This is a genomic window from Streptomyces cyslabdanicus (assembly GCF_052663305.1).
This window is the reverse complement of sequence record NZ_JBQRUW010000067.1, coordinates 47,731-71,634: the sequence shown is the minus strand read 5'-3', so window position 1 is coordinate 71,634 and position 23,904 is coordinate 47,731. Positions and strand designations below refer to the sequence as shown.

The 23,904-nt window shown below is 70.9% G+C and carries 18 protein-coding genes and 1 pseudogene; 8 read left to right on the top strand and 11 right to left on the bottom strand.

Annotated features, from left to right (window positions below; all coding sequences use genetic code 11):
* Positions 1-752: RNA-guided endonuclease InsQ/TnpB family protein (locus ACTYVM_RS33680; RefSeq protein ID WP_445529615.1), on the bottom strand; the 752-nt coding region annotated here is incomplete at its 3' end.
* Between the two features lie 106 nt (positions 753-858).
* Complete coding sequence (locus ACTYVM_RS33675) at positions 859-1,458, bottom strand: hypothetical protein (protein WP_445529614.1); 600 nt, start codon at positions 1,456-1,458, stop codon at positions 859-861.
* Between ACTYVM_RS33675 and ACTYVM_RS33670 the strand changes: the two genes are divergently transcribed.
* The 3 genes from ACTYVM_RS33670 to ACTYVM_RS33660 all read left to right on the top strand — a co-directional run bounded on the left by ACTYVM_RS33670 (position 1,451) and on the right by ACTYVM_RS33660 (position 5,931).
* Positions 1,451-1,786 (top strand): hypothetical protein, encoded by a 336-nt coding sequence (locus ACTYVM_RS33670; RefSeq protein WP_445529613.1) that lies wholly within the window; start codon positions 1,451-1,453, stop codon positions 1,784-1,786. The genes ACTYVM_RS33675 and ACTYVM_RS33670 overlap by 8 nt on opposite strands.
* Positions 1,787-2,148: 362 nt before the next feature.
* On the top strand, positions 2,149-4,041 hold the full coding sequence (locus ACTYVM_RS33665) for a CocE/NonD family hydrolase (protein ID WP_445529618.1): 1,893 nt from the start codon (positions 2,149-2,151) through the stop codon (positions 4,039-4,041).
* 249 nt (positions 4,042-4,290) lie between these two features.
* A complete protein-coding gene (locus ACTYVM_RS33660; protein ID WP_445529612.1) occupies positions 4,291-5,931 on the top strand; it encodes a CehA/McbA family metallohydrolase in 1,641 nt (546 codons plus the stop codon).
* A 92-nt stretch (positions 5,932-6,023) separates the two neighbouring features.
* Here the strand turns inward: ACTYVM_RS33660 and ACTYVM_RS33655 are convergent, their stop codons facing one another.
* Positions 6,024-7,100 carry a ParB-like protein gene (locus ACTYVM_RS33655; RefSeq protein WP_445529611.1) on the bottom strand — a complete coding sequence of 359 codons (1,077 nt, stop codon included), beginning with the start codon at positions 7,098-7,100 and terminating at the stop codon, positions 6,024-6,026.
* 423 nt (positions 7,101-7,523) lie between these two features.
* On the opposite strand from ACTYVM_RS33655, the pseudogene ACTYVM_RS33650 reads away from it, so the two are divergent.
* The 3 genes and pseudogenes from ACTYVM_RS33650 to ACTYVM_RS33640 form a co-directional block, all read left to right on the top strand.
* Positions 7,524-8,405, top strand: a pseudogene (locus ACTYVM_RS33650) (lysozyme); the annotation flags it as partial.
* A gap of 45 nt (positions 8,406-8,450) precedes the next feature.
* Positions 8,451-8,834, top strand: coding sequence for a peptidoglycan-binding domain-containing protein (locus tag ACTYVM_RS33645; protein WP_445529617.1), 384 nt, complete (start codon positions 8,451-8,453; stop codon positions 8,832-8,834).
* Positions 8,835-8,911: 77 nt separating this feature from the next.
* The gene (locus tag ACTYVM_RS33640) at positions 8,912-9,694 is read left to right on the top strand and encodes a D-Ala-D-Ala carboxypeptidase family metallohydrolase (protein WP_445529610.1); all 783 of its coding nucleotides are present in this window, start codon (positions 8,912-8,914) and stop codon (positions 9,692-9,694) included.
* A gap of 36 nt (positions 9,695-9,730) precedes the next feature.
* Here the strand turns inward: ACTYVM_RS33640 and ACTYVM_RS33635 are convergent, their stop codons facing one another.
* The 4 genes from ACTYVM_RS33635 to ACTYVM_RS33620 form a co-directional block, all read right to left on the bottom strand.
* Positions 9,731-10,897 (bottom strand): permease, encoded by a 1,167-nt coding sequence (locus ACTYVM_RS33635; protein WP_445529609.1) that lies wholly within the window; start codon positions 10,895-10,897, stop codon positions 9,731-9,733.
* Between the two features lie 98 nt (positions 10,898-10,995).
* Positions 10,996-11,601: a class I SAM-dependent methyltransferase gene (locus ACTYVM_RS33630; RefSeq protein ID WP_445529608.1), complete on the bottom strand. Its 606-nt coding sequence runs from the start codon at positions 11,599-11,601 to the stop codon at positions 10,996-10,998.
* A gap of 55 nt (positions 11,602-11,656) precedes the next feature.
* The gene (locus ACTYVM_RS33625) at positions 11,657-13,402 is read right to left on the bottom strand and encodes a discoidin domain-containing protein (RefSeq protein ID WP_445529607.1); all 1,746 of its coding nucleotides are present in this window, start codon (positions 13,400-13,402) and stop codon (positions 11,657-11,659) included.
* Between the two features lie 111 nt (positions 13,403-13,513).
* Positions 13,514-14,608, bottom strand: a complete 1,095-nt coding sequence (locus ACTYVM_RS33620) for a DUF1996 domain-containing protein (RefSeq protein ID WP_445529606.1) — start codon at positions 14,606-14,608, stop codon at positions 13,514-13,516.
* A gap of 397 nt (positions 14,609-15,005) precedes the next feature.
* On the opposite strand from ACTYVM_RS33620, the gene ACTYVM_RS33615 reads away from it, so the two are divergent.
* Entirely contained in the window at positions 15,006-17,222 is a 2,217-nt protein-coding gene (locus ACTYVM_RS33615) for a pectate lyase-like domain-containing protein (protein WP_445529605.1), read from the top strand.
* Positions 17,223-17,359: 137 nt separating this feature from the next.
* On the opposite strand, the gene ACTYVM_RS33610 is transcribed toward ACTYVM_RS33615, so the two are convergent.
* The 3 genes from ACTYVM_RS33610 to ACTYVM_RS33600 form a co-directional block, all read right to left on the bottom strand.
* Positions 17,360-18,856, bottom strand: a complete 1,497-nt coding sequence (locus ACTYVM_RS33610) for an APC family permease (protein ID WP_445529604.1) — start codon at positions 18,854-18,856, stop codon at positions 17,360-17,362.
* A gap of 136 nt (positions 18,857-18,992) precedes the next feature.
* The gene (locus tag ACTYVM_RS33605) at positions 18,993-20,360 is read right to left on the bottom strand and encodes an aminotransferase family protein (RefSeq protein ID WP_445529603.1); all 1,368 of its coding nucleotides are present in this window, start codon (positions 20,358-20,360) and stop codon (positions 18,993-18,995) included.
* A 109-nt stretch (positions 20,361-20,469) separates the two neighbouring features.
* Complete coding sequence (locus tag ACTYVM_RS33600; RefSeq protein WP_445529602.1) at positions 20,470-21,942, bottom strand: aldehyde dehydrogenase; 1,473 nt, start codon at positions 21,940-21,942, stop codon at positions 20,470-20,472.
* Positions 21,943-22,185: 243 nt separating this feature from the next.
* On the opposite strand from ACTYVM_RS33600, the gene ACTYVM_RS33595 reads away from it, so the two are divergent.
* Complete coding sequence (locus ACTYVM_RS33595; RefSeq protein ID WP_445529601.1) at positions 22,186-22,803, top strand: TetR/AcrR family transcriptional regulator; 618 nt, start codon at positions 22,186-22,188, stop codon at positions 22,801-22,803.
* Positions 22,804-22,968: 165 nt separating this feature from the next.
* Here the strand turns inward: ACTYVM_RS33595 and ACTYVM_RS33590 are convergent, their stop codons facing one another.
* Entirely contained in the window at positions 22,969-23,898 is a 930-nt protein-coding gene (locus ACTYVM_RS33590; RefSeq protein ID WP_445529600.1) for an NmrA family NAD(P)-binding protein, read from the bottom strand.
* Positions 23,899-23,904 lie beyond the last annotated feature (6 nt).

Here is a 23,904-nt window from a genome sequence, read left to right as displayed (position 1 = left end):
GCGCGGGCCACCTTCAGACGGGCCTTGGCCCGGTTCTTCGAGCCCTTCTGCTTACGGGACAGCTCCCGCTGCGCCTTCTTCAGTTTCTTCTCCGCCCGGCGCAGGAACCGCGGGGAGTCGATCTTCGTGCCGTCGGACAGGACCGCGAAGTGGGTGAGTCCGAGGTCGATGCCCACCGTCCGGTCGGTGTCGGGCATGCGGGCCGCGTCGGCGGCCGGGTCGGTGTCGACGACGAAGGAGGCGAAGTACCGCCCGGCAGCGTCCTTCGTCACGGTCACCGAGGACGGGACGGCAGGAAGAGACCGTGACCATTTCACCCGCACCTCGCCGATCTTCGGCAGGTTCAGCCGCCCCGTGGCGGTGATCTTCCAGCGGGCGTTCGCGGTGAACCGGATCGCCTGCCTGGCATCCTTGCGCGACTTGAACCGCGGCGCGCCCACCTTCGGGCCCTTGCGTCGGCCCTTCAGAGAGGTGAAGAAGTTGCGGTAGGCGGTCTCGACGTCCCGCAGTGCCTGCTGCAGCACCACCGCGGACACCTCGCCCAGCCAGTGCCGCTCACTAGTCTTCTTCGCCTCGGTGAGAAGCGTCTTCGACAGCACCGCCGCGGTGGGAAACGGCTGGCCTGCCGCCCGGGCCCGTTCCCGCGCCGCGACCGCGTCGTTGTACACCACCCGCGCGCATCCGAACGCCCGGGCCAGCGCGATGCGCTGACCGGGTGTCGGGTCGAGACGGAAGACGTACCGAAGCTGCACGATCCGGACGCTAGCACCGGTCACCGACAGTCCGGGGCGGATCAGCCGAATCCAGCTCCGCTGGAACGATCCGGCAACGCTCCGCGTCGCGACCCCCGGATTCGCCTCACCACCCGCGTGAACGCCGGTGCACTGCGAATGAAGGCCGGTAGCACACGGCGTAGTAGACGCCGGTGATGCCGGCCATGTCGTCGGGGGTGACGATCCGCTGGATCTCCAGCAGGCCGGAGACGACCCCGATACCGTAGGCCGCCCCCAGCAGGACGGCGCCGCCGAGGCCGAGCCAGGGCGAGCGGACGGCCGCGTCGCCCGCGCAGACCGCCATGCCGCAGGCCATGAGGATCATCGAGACGATGACGCCCCGCGCCGAGTCGAGCGAGTCCAGGCGCTTGGCGAAGGGCTGGACCAGTGCCCCGGTGCCGAGGGTGCACACGGTCAGCAGGGTGGCGTAGGCCAGGGCCCAGTTCCCGATGCGGTCGCCGACCAGCTGAGGGGTGACCGCGTAGGCGACGCCGGCCGATCCGAACACCCACGGGGCCATCGGGAGCACCACGCGCAGGAAGCGGCGGTGTCCGGCGGCGGGGACCTTGAGGTCCGCCCACAGGCCGCGGGCGGCGGTGGTCCGCGCCCGGGTCTCCACGGCGCGCGCCAGCAGGAGCAGGGCGGGCGCGGTGACCAGGACGTGCACCAGGTACGGGGTGATCATCGGCCAGGGTCCCCACTGGGCCAGCGCGCCGGCCACGCCGGCGCCGAGTCCGAAGCCGAGCGTCAAAGACGGCCGGCGGGCCCGCCGCGACCTGCGCTTCGAACTGCTCGCCTGCGCCGACCTGCTGCCCCGACTCGGCGCGGACGACCGGAATCTGACGCACTGGCGAGACGTCAGCGAGGCGGTCCAGCGGCAGGCGCACGCCGCACTCGCGGCCGGCTGGCACGCACAGCCCGATCAGCTGGACACCACCGCACGCGCCGAGGAGATCCGCTCCCTCCTGGAACGCCTTCCGCGGCAGTGCGCCCGGGCGTCCCGCCAGGACTGAAAACGACTCGGAACGCGTACCCGCGGCCGTAGCCGCCGTGCAAGGGGGCACAGGCGTCGATGACGCACGCCCCAGTCCCGGCGGGCGCCGGCACAGGAGCTCGCACACCTTGCCCACCACCGCGACCGGCGCCTGCCCCGGCCGTCGGCCGGGACACACCGTCAACACGGAGAACACGCAGCACCGTTGACTCGTTTCAATGATGATCATAGGCTCCGTCGCCGACGGCTTTGCCGCGCGCCCGCGATCCAGCTCTCCGCATGGCGCGGCTGCCCGACGCCGCCCCGTCGGCGACGGGCGAGGCGTCGCCGCTCGACCGCACCACCTGCACCGCCCCGTACCTGACACTCCGGGAGGAGCAAGTGAACAGACGTCGCACGGCCGCCACGGCCGCTTCGGCACTCGTCACCACCTTCGCGCTGACCGCAGCGCTCGCCGGCCCCGCCACCGCGGTGCCCGGCGCCGCGGCCCAGCCGGCCGCCGAGCAGACCCGGACGGGGGCGGTCGCCACCGCGACCGACTCCGTCAGCCATGAGGAGAACGACCGCGTCCCGAAGGGCTCGCTCTGGACGCAGCACTACTTCCCGTCCTCGGACGGATCCGACACCGAACTGCACGCCGACGTCCTGCTGCCCGAGGGACTGGCCCCGGGCAAGAAGGTGCCCGTCATCCTGTCGATCGGCCCCTACTTCGGGCACTCCGGGCAGACCGATCCCGAGGGCTGGACGCACACCGGGCCCTCCTCCCGCTTCCAGGACTTCGTCGAGGGCACCGACCTGTTCGCCAAGGGGTACGCCTTCGTCATGGTGGACCTGCGCGGCTTCGGCGGCTCCACCGGCTGCCTGGACTGGGGCGGCCCCGGTGAGCAGGCCGACGTCAAGGCGGCGGTCGACTGGGCGGCGAAGCAGTCGTGGAGCACCGGCGCGGTCGGCATGTACGGCAAGTCGTACGACGCCGTCACGGGCCTGATCGGCAACAACCTGAGCCAGAAGGCCCTCAAGGCCGTCGTGGCCCAGGAGCCGGTGTGGGACATGTACCAGTACATCTACTCCAACGGTGTGCCCCGCCCGAACGTCACCGGCACCGCCAACGCCTACAACGACATCGCCACGCTCCCCCAGATGCCGGACGACGACCCGCACTACCTGGCCAACGCCCAGTGGGAGAAGACCCACCCGGAGTGCCTCACGCAGAACTCGGCCGGGTACAAGATCGCGGACCAGTGGGACAAGCACTGGACCGACCGCGACCTGGCGAAGATGGCCAAGGGCACCAAGACCCCGCTGTTCGTCACCCAGGGCTTCATCGAGAACAACACCAAGCCCGAGGAGATGCAGGAGTATCTCGACAACCACGTGGGCCCCGAGCGTGGTTGGCTCGGCCAGTGGGACCACGTGCGCGGCGGTGACCGCGTCGGCGACGGGCGCCTGGCCATGGGCCGCGAGGGCTGGTACGACGAGACCCTGTCCTTCTACGACGAGTACCTCAAGGGCGTCAAGCCACAGGTGAAGTACCCGGCCTACGTCGTCGAGGACTCCACCGGCGCCTGGCGCTCCCAGAGCACCTGGCCGGTCGCGAAGCGGTCCGTCACCCTCCCGCTCGGCAACGGCTCCTACCTGGACGACGGCGGCGCCTCGGGCCGCGCGGCCCTGGCCGCCTCCGGCGAGCCGACGCCGCAGACGCTCGGGAAGCCGTCCGGCCAGTGGGACATGGAGAACGCGCCGGCGACCGACCAGACCGCCCCGAAGGGCCTGGCCAGGGGGCTGGCGAAGCTCCAGAAGGACGGCAAGGTCACCTCGAGCTTCTTCGTGTGGTCGAAGCCGGTCGGACAGGCCGTGCGCGTCACCGGCACCCCGCAGCTCTCCCTGACCGCCAAGGGTGAGGGCAACGTCATGCTCAAGCTGTACGACGTCGCCCCGAACGGCACCGCCGTCATGTTCGACGAGCAGGTCTCCCTGCTGCGTTCGGGCCGGATGAGCGTCGATCTGAAGGCGACCGACTGGACCATGGCCGCGGGTCACGTCCTGGCCGTGGAGATCGGCTCGATCCAGACCGGCTCCTGGCGCGCCACGCCGTCCGGCCAGACGGTCGCGGTCAAGGGCGCGCAGCTCAGGCTGGCCCTGGACGACCCGGCCCGCGACACCGCCACCGCCGGTGCCCGTTCCCCGTTCCTGGACACCTACCTGCGCCAGTACACGGTGAACCTGCCCGCCGGTCCGGCGTCGTTCACGGTGACCCCTGGCAACCACCTCTGAACCGAACCGCAGCACCCGGCGGGGGCTCCAACCACCATGGTTGGGGCCCCCGTTGGCGTTTCGGCAGGTCGAGTACGCGCGTCACCCGACGTGCGCGAGGGGGTGAGGGCGCGGCAGCACACCGTCTGCGCACACCGGCCACGGGCTCTTGCCGAACGGGCCATGCCCGGCTCATCCGTCGTTCACGGAACCCCATGAGGCTCCAGAGGCTCTCCGCGCATCCATCACCGAGCTTGCCGAGGACGGAACATGTGCCTTGACGGACACTGCGAGCACAACGTGAAGCCCCTGGAACCCGACCCCGCCGACACCTCGGACGCCGGCGACGCCGGTGCCGGACTCGGACGCCGGCGACTGCTGCTGGCCGGAACCGCCGGCGCGGTCGCCCTCACCCTCACCCCGGTCTCCTTCGCCCAGGCGGCCGCGGGTCCGGCCGGCGGCACGCCGGCGGACGGCACCGAGGAGACCCGCACCCTCACCGGCTTCCTGGAGACCGGCGTCGCGGACTTCGTCCACCTGCCGGTGGAAGTCCCCAGAGGGGTGCGGAAGATCGCCGTCTCCTACTCCTACGACACTCCGTCCGTACCGTCGGGTGTCCCGGGCAACTCGTGCGACATCGGCATCTTCGACGAGCGCGGGACCGCGCTCGGCGGGCGCGGCTTCCGCGGCTGGTCCGGCGGTTTCCGCACCTCGTTCGAGATCGGCGACAGCAAGGCCACGCCGGGTTACCTGCCCGGTCCGGTCAACGCGGGCACCTGGAACATCGTCCTCGGCCCCTACCAGGTGGCGCCCCAGGGCATGAACTACCGGGTGGAGGTGACGATCACGTACGGCAAGCGCGGTCCCGCCTTCGTTCCGCACCACCCTCCGCGGCGGGCGAAGGGCCGCGGCCACGCCTGGTACCGCGGGGACTGCCATCTGCACACGGTCCACTCCGACGGCCGGCGCCTGCCTGCGGAGGTCGCGGCCGGGGCGCGCGCCGCGGGACTGGACTTCATCGTCTCCACCGACCACAACACGTCCTCCTCGCACGCGGTCTGGGGCGAGTACGCCGGTCCCGACCTGCTGATCATCCCGGGCGAGGAGGTCACCACGCGCAACGGCCACTGGCTCGCGCTGGGCCTTCCGGCCGGTGAGTGGGTCGACTGGCGCTACCGCTCGCGCGACGACGCGTTCGACCGGTTCGCGCGTCAGGTCCACCGCAACGACGGCCTCGTGGTGCCCGCGCACATGTACTGCGCGTACGTGGCCTGCCAGTGGAAGTTCGGTTTCGAGAACGCCGACGCCACCGAGGTGTGGACCGGGCCGTGGACGTACGACGACGAGCACGCGGTCAGCACCTGGGATCAGAAGCTGGGTGAGGCCGTCCGTACCGGAAAGCGCTGGCTCCCGGCCATGGGCAACAGCGACGCGCACAGCGAGCCGCAGGTGATCGGCCTGCCGCACAACGTCGTCCGCGCGGACGATCTCGCCACCGACTCGCTGATGAACGGCATCCGCGCGGGCCGCAGTTGGATCGCCGAGTCCTCCTCGGTCGAGCTGTCGTTCACCGCCACCGGCGGTGGCAGGCAGGCCGGGATCGGCGAGAGGCTCACCGTGCCCGCCGACGCCCCGGTGGACGTTCGCCTCGACGTCCAAGGCGTGCCCCACGGCACCGTCCGGTTCCTCACCGACGAGGGCCAGATGCACCAGGAGTCGGTCGGGGCCTCCGGCAGCGGCACCGTGGTGTGGCGGACCACCGCCTCACTCGCCGCCTATGTGCGCGCCGAGGTCCGCCACCCGATGCCCGACGGCTCCCCCGGCCAGGGCAACACCATGGGCGACGCCCTGCTGTTCGGACCGATGGCGGCCATGACCAACCCGGTCTTCCTGGAGCCGAAGGGCCGGTGACGTCCGCGGTCGGGGGCGGCCTGCGCGATACCGCCCCCGACCGGCGCCCCCAGGTCGGGGTGACCGGAGTCGACGGTGAGCCGGCTAACGCCTCAGCCCAGGCCGTGCAGCCGCTTGTACTCCAGCGTGTAGGCGAGCTTGCCGGGCTTGTCGTCGGAGTACGGCTTGCTGAGCTTGTTGAACTCGCCCTTGTTCACCGCGCTGCCGTCGTTCCACTGCTCCAGCGCGCCGAGTTCGGCGGCGGTGAAGCCGCTGTCGACGACGGTGTTCTCGGGCAGTGCCGTCATCGTCTCGGTCAGGGACTTGACGGTCGTCAGGTAGTTGGCGAGGTCGTTCGGGTTCCAGTCGGCCAGGTCGATCGGCTCGGTGTCGCGGACCCAGCTGCCCCAGTAGAACTCCTGGAACGGCAGACCGTTCTGCGCGTAGCCGATGTCACGGCCGAAGTAGAGCAGGCTGCGGTACCTGTCGTCGGTGAAGTTGGCCAGACCGACACTGGTCGGCAGCTTGTTCACGGTGACCTGCCTGCCCTCGGGGTCGCGCAGGTACACCCACTTGTGCGCCTTCATCTCGTCCCAGAAGGCCTGGCGGGGCAGGTTGCTCAAGTTGGCCTGCACCCGCAGCCGGACGTGCAGGTCGGCGCCGCCGTCGGGGGTCTCGTAGAAGGAGGTGAGCGTGTGGTGCCCGTCGGTGAGGAACGGTTCGCCACCGGGGCCGATGACGACGGTCTTCATCGCGGCGACGCTGTCCACCGTCTCCGCTCCGACCGGGAGTTCGCACGTGAACGACGACGGGTCGTCAAGTCGCGCGCCGGGGAGCACGGTTGCGGCGGCGGTCCGGCCGTCGGCCTCGCACCAGTCGTCGAACTTCTTGTTGATCGCGTCCTTGCCGAGGGTGTAGCGGCCGAGCTTGTAGTACACCTCGTCGTAGCCGAGGGACGGCTGGGTGGGGTGCACGTCGCCGATGCGGACGTCGAGCAGGTCGCCGGCCTGGGCGCAGAGGTACGGCGAGAACGGCGTGCTGCGGTGGTCGTGGCCGCAGAAGAACGGCCGGGTGCCCGGAGCACCGGGGGCAGCGGCGGCGGCCGGCGCCAGTGCGGCGGCACCGACCCCGATGACGGCGAGGGCCACTCCGAGGGCCGAGGCCCGGCGGGAGGGAGATCCAGAGCGCATCACACCTGCTCCTTGCGGTATGGGGAATGTCGACGGTCAGCGTGTGTCCGATCGCCCAATGCACTGGATCGTCCCGGTGACGTCCGGCCGAGCCGCAGGTGAACAATTCACCGCCAACGAACGTCCGCACGGCGTTTCCTGCCCGGTTTCCGCGCGCGCCGCTCGAGAACCGCCGTACCTGATTCGAATTTTCGCAACCACGAAGATGTTGCGAGCATGTCAACACATCCCTTACGTTTACGCGCGTCAACCCAAGCTGTACGCCGTGGATCTGACGGCGTGCCGCATCCGCCGAACCCCCACCGCGACCGGCGCTCATCCGCCGCTCACCGCTTCGACGCACCACTCCCGACCGTCGGTGGCCCCACCACGGCCACCCGGCACCAGCGCATCGCAGTGTCCCTCCACACCTCTGGGAGCACCATGCCTTCCGCCACCCCCTCGCGGTTCAGATCCGGCACCACCGGTACCGGCCCCCGCCGGCCCCTCGCCCGTGCGGCCGGGTTGCTGGCCGCCCTGACCCTGCTGATCCTGCCCGGCACCACCTCGGCGACGGCCGCCGGCGACCCCGGCACCGCCACCGGGACCCCGGTGCAGATGACGCACCCGGAACAGGATCACGCCGGTTCCGGGCTCCAGCGCCTGGGCACGGGATCGCTGTCGGCCGCCGCCGCGCTCGCCGTCAGCACGGGCCCGGCCGGACTCGACGTCAGCGGCTACCAGGGCAACGTCGACTGGACGTCCGTCAAGAACAAGGGCGCCGCCTTCGCCTACGTCAAGGCCACCGAGGGCACCACCTACACCAGCCCCTCCTTCTCCCAGCAGTACAACGGCGCGTACGGCGTCGGACTGATCCGCGGCGCCTACCACTTCGCGCTGCCCGGCAACTCGAGCGGTGCCGCGCAGGCGGACTTCTTCGTCAGCCACGGCGGCGGCTGGAGCGGCGACGGCAAGACGCTGCCGCCCGCCCTGGACATCGAGTACAACCCCTACGGGGCCACCTGCTACGGGCTGAGCCAGAGCGCGATGGTCACCTGGATCCGGGACTTCAGCAACGAGGTGCGCGCCAAGGTCGGGCGCTACCCGACGATCTACACCACCACCGACTGGTGGACCACGTGCACCGGCAACAACAGCAGCTTCGGTGCCACCAACCCCCTGTGGATCGCCCGCTATTCCAGCAGCCCGGGCACGCTGCCCGCCGGCTGGTCGTCCCAGACGATCTGGCAGTACGCCGACTCCGGAACCTTCCCCGGCGACCAGGACACCTTCAACGGCACGCTCACCGACCTCCAGAACTTCGCCAAGAACGCGGGCTACAACCCGCCGCCGGCGACCGACTGGCCCACCGTGCAGCAGGGTGCCAGCGGTGAACGGGTGAAGACGATCCAGTACCTGCTGAACTCGCGCGGTGCGGGGCTGGCCGTGGACGGGGCCTTCGGAGCGGGCACCAACACCGCGGTGCGCAACTTCCAGTCCTCGAAGGGCCTCTCCGTGGACGGCGTCGTCGGACCCGCCACCTGGCAGGCCCTGATCGTCACCGTCCAGTCGGGAGCATCCGGCGACGCGGTCAAGGCGCTGCAGAGCCAGCTCAACGCGCACGGTGCGGCGCTGACCGTGGACGGGTCCTTCGGCCCGGCCACCGACACCGCGGTGCGCAACTTCCAGTCCTCGCACAAGCTCTCCGTGGACGGCATCGCCGGACCCGCCACCTGGCAGGCCCTGGTCGCCTGACCGTCACCAGGACGCCGGCCACTCTCGCTTCTCCCCTCTCCCGCAGCACGCTCACACACCGACAAGAGGAGACTTCCGTGACCCCCTCACAGCAGCACCCTCAGCGAGGCATCGACCGCCGCACCCTGTTCCGCGGCGCGGCCGGCGTGACGGCCGCGCTCGGCCTGGCCTCCGTCACCAACCTGGCCTCGGCGGGGACGGCCTCCGCCTACGGCTGGACCCGTACCCTTCAGCAGGGCGCTTCCGGCAACGACGTGCTGGAACTGCAGATCCGCGTCGGAGGCTTCGCCGCCTCCGGTGCCTCGCAGACGTACATCGCCTGGGACGGCTCCTTCGGCCCGGCCACGGCCGGGGCCGTCCAGCGCTTCCAGTCCGCCCACGGCCTGGCCGCGGACGGCATCGCCGGCCCGGCGACCCAGGCCGCCCTCAACGCCCTGGAGAAGGCCGACGGATCGACCGCCCACTTCAACTTCAGCGAGTTCTACTCCAAGGACGGCGCCCAGTTCAACAACGGCAAGGTCGCCGCCGCGACGGTCAAGGAGAACGTCCGCCGGCTGATGTACAAGCTGGAGGCGGTGCGCACGAAGGCCGGCAACAGCCCGATCACCATCAACTCCGGCTTCCGCAGCATCTCGCACAACGCGGCGTCGGGCGGCGCGTCCAACAGCATGCACCTCTACGGTGTCGCCGCCGACATCGTCGTCTCAGGACACAGCACCCTGCAGACCTACCGGATCGCCGAGACCTGCGGCTTCTCCGGCCTCGAGGCGTACACGAACTCGTGGCAGCACTGCGACAGCCGCGTCCAGTACCCCTCGTACGGCTCCACCGCCTGGTGGTGGGAGAGCGGCGTGGCGTAACCCGCCCGCTCCGGCACACCGGGCCCGTCCGCGCCGTCAGGGCACGGACGGGCCCGTCCGGTCGTGGCCGGTGTCCGGTGAGCCGCCCATCATGCGCAGCATGGCAGGACCGCCGGACCTCCCGAACCGCAGCAGGAGCAGCGCGGCGAGGAGGAGGAAGGCGATGTTGAGCCAGGTGGTGTAGTTCCACCTGACGCCTTCCATGGGGAGCCTCGCGTCGGCCTGGTCGGGGATCAGGCCGAGACCTCCGAAGACGAATTCCACGACGTAACCGGCGACGACCATCGCGCAGTAGAAGGTGCCCAGGAGGAAGGCGGCCGTCTGGGCGCCGTAGTACTTCCGGTAGATGGTGAGGATCGGCAGGATCAGCAGGTCGGCGAAGATGAACGCCACCACGCCGCCGAAGCTGATGCCTCCCTTCCACAGCACCACCGCCAGCGGCACGTTGCCGATCGAGCACACGAACGAGGCGATGGCCACGAGCGGGCCGATGACGGGTCCCCACAGCTTGGCGGCGAGCGGGTGGCCGTCGAAGAAGAAGGCACGCCAGAAGGAGTCCGGGACCCAGGCGGCGACGGCACCCGCGACGAGCAGGCCGACGACCAGGTCGCGCAGGATCGCCGCCCACTCCATGACGAACACGTGGCTGACTGCGGTGAAGCCCTCGCGGGAGAACAGACGCCGGGTGAAGGAGCCTTCCCGCCGCACGGACATGTCCATCGCCGCGTGGCCCTCCATCGAGCCGGCCAGGCCCCGTTCCGCCTGTGCGCGGGCCTGGCGCAGCAGCCTCTCGCGCAGGAACAGCCGGAAGAGGACGGCCAGCACGACGATCATGACGGGGCCGCCGACGAACTCGGCGGCGGTGAACTGCCAGCCCATCAGCAGGGTGAGGATGACGCCGAGTTCGACGACGAGGTTGGTGGAGGCGATCTCGAAGGCCATCGCCGCGGTGAAGTCGGCGCCCTTGCGGAACAGGGAGCGGGCCAGCGCCACCGCGGCGTAGGAGCAGGACGAGGACGCCACGCCCAGTCCGGCGGCGACGGCGAGGGTGCGGGGGCGGTCGTCGCCGAGCAGCGTGACGACGGTGGACCTGCGGACCACGGCCTGGACGACCGCGGACAGGGCGAAACCCAGGATCAGGGCCCAGGTGATCTCCCAGGTCATGGACCCGGTGATCGACAGTGCGTGCAGTACGGCGTGCATCTGTGCAGCCTTTCCCGCGCGGCACGCCGCAGGGCCGACGGACACGCCCACCGGCGGAGTCGGGACGGCGGAGGCCGGACCGGACTACGGGACCCTCGTCACCGGCGGTGGACGCTGACAGCGTAGCCGCCGCCGTCGTAAGGGCCGGCGTCCCAGGTGGCGAAGCGGTCGACGAGGGTGAGGCCGGCCGCGGCACAGCAGTCGTCGTACGCGGCGAGCGTGATGCCGGGCGGCACGGGCAGGTGGGCCTCGTCCAGTCCGAAGCCGGCGACCAGCAGACCGCCCGGACGCAGGGCGGCGGTGAGGCGCTGGACCACGGCGGCCTCGGTGCCGGCGGCGAGCAGCGGGAAGATGTTGCCCGCGGCGACCACGAGATCGAAGTCCGCCGCGATGCCGAGCCGGTCCGGCTCGAACGCGGCCAGATCGGCCTGGAACCAGGGCAGTCCGGGCGCCTGCCGCCGCGCCACGGCCAGCATCGACGCGTCGAGGTCCACCCCGACGCAGTCGTACCCGAGCTCCGCGAGCCGGATCATGACCCGCCCGGTCCCGCACCCGGCATCCAGCACCCGCGCCCCGGCCGGCACGAGCGCGGCACAGAACCGCGCCTCACCGTGCACGTCCGCACCACTTCGGGCCAACGCCGCGAACCGCGCGGCGTAGTCCTCGCCGGAGCTCTCCCCGGTCAGCTCCCTCCAACGGCTCATGGAGCCCACTATAGGTCGCCCAGCGGCTGCCACGGCCGACCGCCGGTCCTCCCGCTCAGGCGTAGACGCCCAGCTCGTACAGCGAATAGCCCCAGCCGGTGCCACGCTCCGTGCAGTTGACGCGTACGTACCGGCCCGTGCCGCTCACGTCGAGGTCGTCCACGCCGCCGGTGCCGTCGGTGACCTGGCGCAGGGTCCGCCAGTTCTGGCCGTCGTCGGAGGTCTGGATGGTGTACGCCTTGGCGTAGGCGGACTCCCAGACCAGTTGAACGTGCCGGAAGGAGGTGGAGGCGCCCAGGTCGACCTGGATCCACTGCGGGTCGCTCCAGTCGCTCGCCCAGCGGGTGTCCAGGCGGCCGTCGACGGCGTTGGCGGCCGTGCACGGACAGTCCCCGCCGGACGGCTGGAACGAGGAGGCGGTGGCCGTTTTTCCCAGCGCCACGTTCGTCCCGTCGATCGCCGGTGGGACCACCCTGATCGAGCGCGACTGGACGCCGACGTTTCCGTGGCCGTCGGTCGCCTTGACGTAGACCTTCCAGACACCGGGGCGATCGGGAGCGGTGAACCTCAGCCGGCCGGTGCCCTCACTGGTGAAGCGCAGGGAGTTCAACTGCCCGCTGCCGTCGAGGTACATGCTGTTGTCCAGGACCTCGTAGGCGACCGGGTCTCCGTCGGGGTCGGTGGCCCGCACGTCCAGCGTCAGCTCCCGCCCGGCCTCCACCGCGCCCGGGTCGCCCACGACCCCGATCTCGGACAGCACCGGCGGGGTGTTGTCGTGGGAGGTGTCGCCTCCGTAGGCCTTCTTCACCGCATAGTAGGACAGCCGCTTCTGCCCGGCGGGCAGCAGATTGAACCAGATGCCGCCGAAGTCGTACTCCGTGCCGTAGTGGAACAGCGTGGCGCCGAGCGCGACCCCGCTGTGACCGGTGACGCAACTCCACGCCCTCGTGTAGCCGTCGGCCTTGGCCTGGTCGGACGGTTCCGCGGGAACTCCGTTGGCGTCGTCGGGCACCTCCCACTCGCCGGCCGGGCCGGTCTCGGTCACGATGTACGGCTTGTCGTACCCGCCCTGCTCCCAGGCCGACCGGACGTCGCACACACCGTTGTAGGAGTTGACGGCGTACAGGTCGAGGTCGGGAGCGTTCCGCTGGAAGTACGGCCAGGCGCCGACCCATGCGTCGGTGGAGGTGACCGGGTGGTTCGGATCGATGCCGTGGATCCTGCGGGCGACGTCGTTGACGAAACCCGTGTAGGCGTCGCGCTGCCGTTCCAGCTGGTCGCCGCTGTAGCAGTTCTGGAGCCCCAGTACCGACTCGTTGCCCACGTCCCACATGAGCACGCCCGGGTTGTCCTTGTACGTCTGGACCCACTTGCTGAACTCGTCGAGCATCGTGCTCTTGTACGTGGAGTCCGTGACGTAGTCGACGCAGCCGCCGCTGCCCGGACCGCCGCCGGGCTGAAGCCAGAATCCCGCGACGACCTTGATGCCGTGCGCGGCCGCGGAGTCCAGGAGCGGCTTGCTGGTCGCGTCCGTGCCCCAGGTGCGGATGGTGTTGACGCCCATGGACTTCAGGTCCGGCAGGTAGGTGTCGGCGTCAGCGACGGACGGACCCCAGGTCAGGCCCTTGAGCTGGTACGGCTGCCCGTCCACGGTGAGCTGCCAGGCGCCCCGGCCGCCGGTCACCCTGACGACGCTGCCGGCCGCGTGGGCCTGTTGGCCGGGCAGGACGGTGAGGGCTGTGACGGTGAGGAGGCCCGCGGTGAGCGGTGCGGTCATGCGGCGCTTGCGGCTTCGTGGCATGAGGGTCTCCGATGCGCGGGGGGTGGGGGAGGTCGGGTGGCCCGGCCGTGGTGGGGCGTGTCCGGCCGGGCCACCCGGGGCGAAGAGGGGCGGTGCCACTCGGGCTGCGGTTCAGGGAAGCTCGTAGTCCTCGTTCAGCGCGGCTCCCGCCTCGGGGTGCGTCTCGTCGTAGCCGCGCGCGTCGCACTGGAGGCCGCCGACGATGCAGTGGTCGACCATGGCCGACAGCGTGGGCGCGTCCCAGGCGTTGAAGAAGTCGTAGTGGAAGGACCAGGCGGCCCCGCTCGACAGCCTCACCTGGGACATGTCGCCGTTGACGGGGAACGCCATCTTGAACTCGATCATCGGCAGCGCGACCGGGTGGTCGGCCGGGCACATGTTGTCGTTCGTGCCGGGCCTGACCACCGGATAGGCCATGTGGCTGCGGTGGTCGGGGGTGTCGAGGTAGATGCCGTCCCAGCAACTGGGCGCCTGGAAGCGGATGTTGAGTTGCACGTCGGCCCTGTTGGGGCAGCTCGCGGGGAAGTCCACGTTGAAGTAGCTGTCGCCGCACTCCCAGCCCTCGACGAAGCCGGGGCTGTCGCGGAACTCCTGGGCGCTCTGCATCGGGTTGGCCACCACGAAGCGCAGTCCCCTGGGGAAGGGCCGCACGCTGGTGTAGTCGGTGACGCCCGCCTTGTAGTAGATCGTCTGCGGACCGACCGGCAGCACCTCCTGATCGCCGTTGTAGAGGGTCGGCACCCAGTAGCCCGACCGGTCGCCGGGCGCCTTGCAGGTGGTGCCGCCCGCGTCCAGTGACGCGGTGGTGCTGTTCGCGTCGGTCGTGGTGTTGCCCATGAACGTGTGGTCGTGCGACTTGCCCGGCTGCTGCGGATAGACGATGGGGTCGTCGGGCCTGGTATGGGTGACCGAGCAGTTGGCCTGGAACTCATGGAAGTAGCGGTGGGGCGGGTTCTCCGTGGACGGGGTGACGCCGGTGACCGGCGGGTCAGCCGGGATGTAGCCGTCGCCGTCCGGGTCCTCGGGTGAGGAGGCGGTCGACGCGGCCATGGCGTGCCCGGAGTGGCCGGCCGCGAAGGACGCCGCCGCCGTGCTGCCGGGGGCGGGCGGCCCGGAGCCGGCGGCGACGCCGGCCACGCCGAGCGACGTCGTCAGCAGCGCTCCGGCGATCAGCATTCCTGACAGGGCTTTCGATCTCCGTGGCATGGAGACCTCCTGAACGCAGGGGGTGAGAGGTGGGGGGTGAAGAAGGGCGAGCGGGCACCGGCCTGACGGGGTGTCACGGTCCTCGACGGCGGTGGGCAGACGCTCTCCCGCCCTGGGAGTGTTGAGGCCTTGACGCGTGAGTGTCAAGGCATGCCACAGAAGGATCAGCTCTGTCCCGCCGGCCTCACTTCCTGAACACCACCCCACCTGCGGCGGGCACCGGCGTCGTCAACGCTTGAAAAGATTCCCGTGTCCGGGGGCTTGCCCACCCTCCGGCATCATCAGTTAAATCAAGATGTGAACTAAGCCGCGCAGGACTGAAGTTGAGCTTGCGACGCGCTGTACGCCGCCCCGCCCTCCTCGCGAACACTCACCCATCGCACCCGCAGGGAGCCGTATGAGACTCAGATCCCTGGGTGTCGCGCTCGCCGCAGTGGCAGCGCTCGTCGCCCTTCCCGCCATCCATCCTTCGGTCGCCGCCGCGGCCGGGACTTCACCGTCCCAGGGCAGGACCGCCACGCCGGCGTCCGACCGGAGCGCCGGTGTCGCCGCCGCCTGCGGCACCGGCAACGCCGCCCTGGGCAGGCCCGCGTCGGCCTCCTCCACCGAGAGCGCCGGCACCCCGGCCTCCGCCGCCTTCGACGGCGACCCGGGCACCCGCTGGTCCAGCGCCTTCTCGGACCCGCAGTGGGTGCAGGTCGACCTCGGATCGGTCCAGAACCTGTGCCGGGTGGACCTGACCTGGGAGACCGCCTACGCCAAGGAGTTCCAGATCCAGGCGTCCGCCGACGGCCAGAGCTGGACCACGCTGAAGAGCGTCACCGGCGCGACCGGCGGCACCGCCTCCTACGACGTCAGCGGCTCGGGCCGCTACCTGCGCGTCCACGGCACGTCCCGCGCGACCGACTACGGCTACTCGCTCTGGGAGGTCGCCGTCCACACCGAGTCGTCCGACGACGGCGGCACCCCGCCGGTCCAGGGCGGCGGCGACCTGGGTCCGAACGTCATCGTCGTCGACCCCTCCACCCCCGGCCTCCAGCAGAAGTTCGACCAGGTCTTCGCCCAGCAGGAGTCCAACCAGTTCGGCACCGGCCGCTACCAGTTCCTGCTCAAGCCGGGCACCTACAACGGGATCAACGCCCAGATCGGCTTCTACACCTCGATCTCCGGGCTCGGCCTCAACCCCGACGACACCCAGATCAATGGTGACGTCACCGTCGACGCGGGCTGGTTCAACGGCAACGCCACCCAGAACTTCTGGCGTTCGGCGGAGAACCTCGCCATCAGGCCGTCGAACGGCGACGACCGGTGGGCCGTCGCGCAGGCGGCGCCGTTCCGGCGCATCCACGTCCAGGGCGGCCTCAACCTCGCCCCGAACGGATACGGCTGGGCCTCCGGCGGGTACATCGCCGACTCGAAGATCGACGGCACCGTCGGCCCCTACTCCCAGCAGCAGTGGTACACCCGCGACAGCTCGGTGGGCGGCTGGACCAACGGCGTGTGGAACATGACGTTCACCGGAGTGCAGGGCGCGCCGGCGACCGACTTCGCCACCGGCTCGTACACCACGCTCGACACCACGCCGGTCTCGCGCGAGAAGCCGTTCCTCTACCTCGACGGCAGCACCTACAAGGTCTTCGTGCCGGCCAAGCGCACCAACGCGCGCGGCGTGTCGTGGCCGGCCAACGCGGGCACCTCCCTGCCGCTCGACCAGTTCTACGTGGTCAAGCCTGGTGCGACCGCCGCCACCATCAACCAGGCACTGTCCCAGGGGCTCAACCTCCTGTTCACGCCCGGTGTCTACCACCTCGACCGGACCATCGACGTCACCCGCGCGGACACCGTGGTGCTCGGGCTGGGCCTCGCCACGCTCGTGCCCGACAACGGCGTCGACGCGATGCACGTCGCCGACGTCGACGGCGTCCGGCTCGCCGGGTTCCTGATCGACGCGGGCACGGTCAACTCGGACACGCTCCTGCGGGTCGGCCAGCCCGGCTCATCCGCCGACCACGCCGCCGACCCGACCACGGTGCAGGACGTGTTCGTCCGCATCGGCGGCGCGGGCCCCGGCCTCGCGACCAACTCGATCGTGGTCAACAGCAACAACGTCGTCATCGACCACACCTGGCTGTGGCGCGCGGACCACGGCAGCGGCGTCGGCTGGAACACCAACCGGGCCGACTACGGCCTGTGGGTCAACGGCAACGATGTCCTCGCCACGGGCCTGTTCGTCGAGCACTACAACAAGTACGACGTGTACTGGAACGGAGAACGCGGCCGGACGATCTTCTTCCAGAACGAGAAGGCCTACGACGTGCCGAACGCCGCCGCCATCACCCACGACGGCATCGTCGGCTACGCGGCCTACAAGGTCGCCGACTCGGTCGGCACCCACGAGGCCTGGGGCCTGGGCAGCTACTGCAACTTCACGGCCGACCCGACGATCGTGCAGGCCCACGGATTCCAGGTGCCGGTCAGGCCCGGCATCGCGCTGCACGACATTCTGGTGATCTCCCTGGGCGGCCAGGGCCAGTACGCCCATGTCGTCAACGACACCGGCGCGCCCACCTCGGGAACGGCCACCGTGCCGTCCAAGGTGGTCCAGTTCCCCTGACCGGGAACGGACGACCGGCCCGAACGGCACGTGCGTGCGGCGAGTCACCCACCGGTGGCTCGCCGCACGCGGGTACGGGGACCGGCACCCGCGCAGGGGCCAGTGCCGCGACAGGCAACATTTGCCCCGCCGCGGCACTAGGAATCGACCATGCCCCGTGCGGCGTCCTCGCGGCGGGCCACCGCGACACCGACGGCGCCGACGACGAGCAGGAGGGCGACGGTGCCGAGGGTGAAGGCCTCGAACGAGGTACGGGACACGCCCCAGACGTCGTGGAAGACGTAGTCGATGCCGAAGAGCTGTTCCAGGACTCCGGGGAAGAGCGCCGACCACGACCCGATCAGGATCCAGGCGTAGACGAGTACCGCGCAGAGCATGAAGCCGCGGTCGCCGAAGGGGACGCTGTAGGGCCGCGGTACGTCCGGCCGGCGGGTCCGCAGCAGGACGAGCGCGGGGATGACGACCAGGTAGGACAGCAGCAGGGTGGTGACCGCGACGGTGAGCACCACCGCGAACACGTCGGCCGCGTCGCCGCCTGCGAGCCGCATGGCGGCGAGCATGAACACCGTGGCCACGGCTCCGGAGAGCAGGTTGGTGCGCACCGGCGTGCCGAGCCGCGGGTGGAAGGCGCCGAGGGCGCGGGTGAAGAAGCCCCCGTCGGCGGCGGCCATGGCCTGCATGCGGTCGCTGACGATCATCCAGGCGCTGCCCTGGGTGAGCAGGGCGAAGACGAACATGACGGCGGTGAGCTTCAGCAGGGGGCCGGCCGCGCCGCCGTAGACGCCGAAGACGAGGCGGGCGCCCTCCATGAAGCCGCCGATGCCGGTGACCTGCTGCTTGGGTACGACGGCCAGGAGGGCGAGGACCGGCAGCAGATAGCAGCAGGCGGCGACGGCGGCGGAGCGTCCGAGCGCGGCGGGCACGTCGCGCTGGGGGTTGTGCATCTCCTCACCGGCGGCGTTGGGCGCCTCGAAGCCGACGTAGGCGAACAACAGGATCGGTACCACGGCGAGGAAGCCGGCGGTCGTCGGGGTGAAGCTGGTGTCGGCCAGGCCGTGGAAGCCGTGCCGCAGCCCGTAGAGCACGGCCGTGAGGGTGAACACGGTGAGGGCGAGGACCTTCATCGCCGCGCCCGCGGTGGTGATCCATTTGCCGCGGCGCAGGGAGACGACGGCCGTGAGAATGGCGATCCAGACGAACAGCAGCTTGAAGGTGTAGTCGGCCACCGTGCCCGAGCCCAGGTGGAAGACGAAGCCGTCCCAGGTCTGTGCGGCGAGGAAGACCAGGGAGCCGCCCAGCCAGATGGGGTTGGTGACCCAGTACATGAGGGTCGTGAGCGCGGCCGCCGGGCGGCCGAGGGCGAGCTTGACCCAGACGTACGGGCCGCCTTCCTGGGGGAACGCGGCGCCGGTCTCGGCGAACAGCAGGGCGTAGGGGACGAGGAAGAGGAGAGCCATGGCCGCCGTCCAGGTGGCGGCCTGGCCGCCGCCGGTGGCGATCTGCCCGACGGTGTCGAAGGAGATGACCGCGGCGATGGCCATGGCGGTGATGTCGAAGCGCTTGAGACTGCGCTGCAGGCCGCCGGTCGCGGGCTGGGACGTGCGTGGTCCGGTCGTCGAGAGGTGGGAGGACACGGGCAGTTCCTAGGAGGGAGAGAAGTAACTGCGAGGGGGCGCGTGCGGGGCGCCTTGACGGCATGGGGTCCGTGTCGGGTGGGGCTTGGCCGGGCGAGGAGGCCCGGTCGCTGGGCCGGGCCTCCCCCCGAGGGCGTCAGGCGGCGCGGATCTCGCCGGTGGGCTCGGTGCGCTCCAGGACGCCGCGCAGCGCCGAGGCCACTTCCCCGGCCTCCGCCTCGGTCATGATGAGCGGCGGCGACAGCACCAGGCTGTGTGCGGAGTCGCGTACGATCACGCCGGTCTCGCGGCGGATGACGTCGTGGGGCATCCGGTCGGGGTTCAGGGGCAGGGGGGCGCGGGTGGCGCGGTCCTGGACGAGTTCGACGGCGAGCATCATGCCGACGGAGCGGATTTCGCCGACGATCGGCAACTCGCCCAGCTGGGCCTCGAGTTCGCCGTGCAGGTAGGCGCCCAGGCTCGTCGCGCGGGCGAGGAGGCCCTCCTTCTCGATGAGGTCGAGGTTGGCGGTGGCGACGGCGGTGGCGACCGGGTGGCCGTTGTAGGTGTAGCCCATGGGGAAGCCGTGCTCGCGCAGCAGGACCTCGGCGACGTGGTCGCCGACCAGGAGGGCGCCGAGCGGGATGTAGCCGGAGGTGATGCCCTTGGCGGTGACGATGATGTCCGGGGTGACGCCGAAGTACTGGGCGGCGAACCACTCGCCGACGCGGCCGTAGGCGGTGACCACCTCGTCGAAGATCAGCAGGATGCCGTGCCGGTCGAGGACCTCGTGCACCCGGGGCCAGTAGTCGGCCGGCGGGACGAGCATGCCGCCGACGCCCATGATGGGCTCGCCGATCATCGCGGCGATGTTCTGCGGGCCGATCTCCGCGATGCGCTCCTCCAGTTCGCGGACGAGGAAGTCGGTGACCTGCTCGGGGGTCAGCGGCTGGTCGCCGTAGAGCTCGGAGCGGTAAGGCCACGGGGGCGTGAGGTGGGAGACGTGCGGCATCATCGGGGCGAAGCCCTCGTGGTAGACGGGGAAGCCGGTGGCCGAGCCGCCGCCGTAGCCGATGCCGTGGTAGGCCTTGCTGCGCGCCAGGATCCAGGTCCGGCTGCCCTCCCCGCGCCGGTGGTGGTAGTACCGGGCCATCTTGATGGCGGCCTCGTTGCCCTCGGAGCCGCCCGAGGTGAAGTAGACGTGGTTCAGCGGGTCGGGGGCGAGGGAGGCCAGGCGTGCGGCGAGTTCGATCGCGCGCTCGTTGGAGAACTCCCAGAAGCTGGTGAAGTACTCCAGCTTCTTCATCTGCTCGTGGGCGACGTCGGCCAGTTCCGCGCGGCCGTGGCCGACCTGGGCGAGCCAGAGGCCTCCGGTGGCGTCGAGGTAGCCGCGGCCCTCGGAGTCGGTGAGGCGGCAGCCGGAGCCGGAGGTCATGACGACGCGCTCCGCGGCGCTGCCCGGCAGGTAGGGGTGGATGATGTGGGCTCGGTCCAGCTGGGTGAGGTCCGCGGTGGTGCGGGTCATGACGGGTACGTCCTTTGCTCGGTACCGATGGTGGGTGTGGTGGCCGGCAGGCCCGCCGACGGTGGGTTCGGCCGCTCGGGCGAGGCTGTGCCCGCCGGCGCCGGCGCGGTCAGCTGTGGGCGATCCAGGTCGTCTTCAGGCCGGTGTACTTGTCGAAGGAGTGCAGGGAGAGGTCGCGGCCGTGGCCGGACTGCTTGAACCCGCCGAAGGGTGTGAACGGGCTGAGCGCGTCGACGGTGTTGACGGACACGGTGCCCGCCCGGAGGGCGTCGGCGACGCGGTGGGCCCGGCCGAGGTCCCGGGTCCACACGGAGGCGGCCAGTCCGTAGGCGGAGTCGTTGGCGAGGCGGACCGCCTCGTCCTCGCCGTGGAAGGGCAGCACGGTCAGCACGGGCCCGAACAGTTCCTCCCGGACGAGGGGCGCGTCGGGTGCGAGGCCGGTGACGACGGTGGGGTCGAGGTAGGCGCCGTCGCGGTCGGGTCGCGTGCCACCGCACACGAGCGTGCCGCCCGACGACCGCACGGCCCGGAGGACACGTTCGGCCTGGGCCTCGTCGACGAGCGGTCCGAGGCGGGTGGCGGGGTCGAGCGGGTCGCCCGGCAACCAGGTGCGGGCGTGTGCGGCGACCCTGGCCGTGAACTCCTCGGCGACACAGGCCTCGACCAGCAGCCGCGTGTTGGCGGAGCACACCTGGCCCGAGTTGTAGACGAAGCCCCAGGCGGCGCGTTCCGCGGCGGCCTCCAGGTCGGCGTCGGCGAAGACCACGTTGGGGCTCTTGCCGCCGGCCTCGGGCCACACCTGCTTCATGTTCGACTCGGCCGCGTAGGCGAGGAACCGGCGGGCCACGGCGGTGGAGCCGGTGAAGGCCAGGGTGTCCACGTCCGGGTGGAGGCCGAGAGCGCGCCCGGTCGTCTCCCCCGGTCCGGGGACGACGTTCAGCACTCCGTCGGGAAGGCCGGCCCGCGAGGCGAGTTCGGCCAGCAGCAGCGCCGACAGCGGGGACTGCTCGGCCGGCTTCAGCACCACGCTGTTGCCCGCGGCCAGGGCGGGCGCCAGCTTCCAACTGGCGATGTCGAGGGGGAAGTTCCAGGGCACCACCGCGCCCACGACGCCCAGCGGGGCGCGGCGCACGAGGGCGAGGTTGCCGGGCGGGGCCGGGGCGACCTCGTCGTAGAGCTTGTCGACGGCCTCCGCGTACCAGGCGAAGACGCCGGCCGCGCCGGGCACGTCGGTGCCGTGGGACTCCGCGATGGGCTTGCCCATGTCGAGTGTGTCGCAGAGGGCGAGTTCCTCGCTGTTCTCCTCGATGAGGCGGGCCAGGGCGAGCAGGACCCGCTTGCGCTCCGCGGGCGCGGTGCGCGACCAGCGGCCGTCCTCGAAGGAGGTGCGGGCCGCGGTGACGGCCCGGTCGACGTCGGATGCCGAGCCGGCCGCCACCTGGGCGGTGGTCTTGCCGGTCGCGGGGTTCACCGTGTCGATCCACTGGTCGCCGTCGGGATCGGTCCACGCCCCGTCGATGAACAGGAGCGTGCGTGGCGTGAGGTCGGCGGCGCGCTGCCGCCAGTGGGCGTACGTCTGCATGCTGTGGCCTTCGATTGCGTCGTGGGACGTGGGCGAACCGGTGCCCGTTCGGATCAGGTGCGGCCCGGGGCGCCCCAGGGGTGAGGGACGAGAACGACGGGCGCGACAGGGCGGGCGGCTCGGCAGCGAGTGCCTGCGCCGACTTCTTTGAGTCGAGATTCAAACAATAGGTGAACCAGCCGTCAATGCTTCGGACTGAACCTTCTTGCGGAAACTGAGACGGGCATCAGAGAATGGGCCACCATGAGCAAAGCGGGTAGACCACGCAACCAGACGGCACGCAGGCAGGCCCTCGTCTCCGCCGCGGGACGGGCCATCGCGGAGCGCGGCCTCGAAGGCCTGCGCATCAAGGACATCGCGGACGCGGCGGGCGTCTCCCAGGGCTCGGTCCTGTACTACTACCCCGAGCTCGACGACCTCGTGCTGGAGGTGCACCGAGGCGCGGTGGAGGGCTACCTGGCCTCTCGGCAGCGGGCCTACGACGAGGCACCCGCCGAAGATCCCGCGGCACGGCTGCGGGCCCTGCTGCACAGCGGTCTGCCGACCATGACGGACGACCCGGTGCACGGGCTGCTGTACGAACTGCACCGGCGCGCCGGCCGCAGCCCGGGCCACGCCGAGCTGATGACCTCCCTCTTCGCCCGGGAGGTCGCTCTCTACACGACCGCCCTCGAAGTCGGCGCCGCGACCGGCGTGTTCTCCCTCGCCGCGTCAGCGCACGACCTGGCGCACGGGCTGGTGGCCTTGGAGGACGGCTACGGTCTGCACATCGTCAGCCGCAACGCGGCTCTGCACCTCGACCGGGCCCGTGAGCTGATTCTGGCCCATGCCCGGGCGGTGACGGGCTGCGCCGATCTCTAGACCGGCCTGCACGCGGGTATGCGTGGGTCTGGCCGGGCGTCAGCAGACGCCCCGCAGCAGTTCCCCGCTGACCGCACCGCGGAACGTGCACGATGGTCGGCCGGCGCCTCCGGCAGTCAGGCCGCAACGTCGGACACGGCGGACACGGCACGACAGGACGCGGCTTCAGGAGCTGAACAGGCCGGGGTTCTCACGGACGTAGTCGGCCACCCCCCGAGGAGGCCGCCCGGTGACCTGCGCGACCCCGTCCGCCTTGCGGTCGTAGCGATTCTCCGCGTGCAGGCGAGCCATGGTGGAGATGTGCTGGAAGACGTGGTCGGGCAAGCCGAGCGGCTTGAGATCGTCCTCGATCCATTCCTGCAGGGGGACGTCGGTGTACTCGACCGGCCGGCCCAGAACCGCGGAGACCTCCGCCGCCATGGCGGCGATGTCCTCCGAGCGCGGCCCGGTCAGCTCATAGATCCGGCCGATGTGCGGGGCGGAGTCGGCCAGGATCTCCTCCACGACCGCGGCGACGTCCCCGGCCGCCACAGGGGAGGTCTTGGCCCGGCCGAAGGGCAGTCTGATGCTTCCGTTCTTCGCAATAGAGGAGAAGCCGACACGGAACAGCGGGTTCTCCATGAACACGGTGGGCCTGATCTGGACGACGGGCAGGCCCGACCAGTCGAGGACCTGCTCGACCAGCCACTGCTGGCGCTGCTGGACCGACTCGGAGGTGCTGGTGAGGTCCATCTCGGAGACCGTCAGCTGTGACATGTTCACGAACGCTTCCAGGCGTCCGTACGCGCGCGCGACGGCCGCCGTCGTCACGGCAGCCTCCAGATACTGCGCCGACACGCCCATGCCGAAGTACATACGTCCGCAGCCGGCCAGCGCGTCGGCGACGTCGCCCGCGCGCGTCAGGTCTCCGACGACGACCTCGGCGCCCGTCGCGCGCAGCGCCTGGGCCCGCTCGTCGTCGCGACGCACCATGGCCCGGACGGGCAGGCCCCGTTGCCGAAGGCCTTCGACCACGGATCGTCCGACGGCGCCGACGCTGCCCGCCGCGCCCGTCACCAGAACGGGAAGCGCGCCGGCTTCCGGGGTGCGGTCCATAGGGGC